This window comes from Methylobacterium sp. A54F, from assembly GCF_053346035.1.
Genome location: NZ_JBKFBF010000083.1, coordinates 1 through 329, shown reverse-complemented (window position 1 = coordinate 329; position 329 = coordinate 1). Strand labels below are relative to the sequence as shown.

1 protein-coding gene is annotated in these 329 nt (G+C 68.1%); it reads left to right on the top strand.

All coding sequences use genetic code 11. The annotated features are described in order from the left end of the window. Positions 1–285, top strand: a 285-nt coding sequence (locus tag ACLBXP_RS25440; protein ID WP_447670612.1) for a HepT-like ribonuclease domain-containing protein, incomplete at its 5' end; no start/stop codon positions are given. Between the last annotated feature and the right edge of the window lie 44 nt (positions 286–329).

Below are 329 nucleotides of genomic sequence, written 5' to 3'. Positions count from 1 at the left end.
GGCTTCATCGCCGGGATGTCGTTCGATGCCTTCGCGTCCGATCAGCGGACGCACGACGCGGTCGTGCGCTGCATCGAGATCATCTCCGAGGCGAGCAGACGGGTCGGCCCGGAGCTTCGCGCACGTCACCCGCACATTCCCTGGCGGGACGTTGCGGACGCCGGCAATCTCTATCGCCACAGCTATCATCGGGTTGCGCTGGACATCGTCTGGAAGACCGTCCACGACCCCTTGCTTGAGATCATCGCGGCCTGCCGTGCCGAGGTGGACCCGCCGGCTCCCTGAGGCGCGCCGCTCCGCCCGAGGCCGAGACACGTCCGCCCCATGAG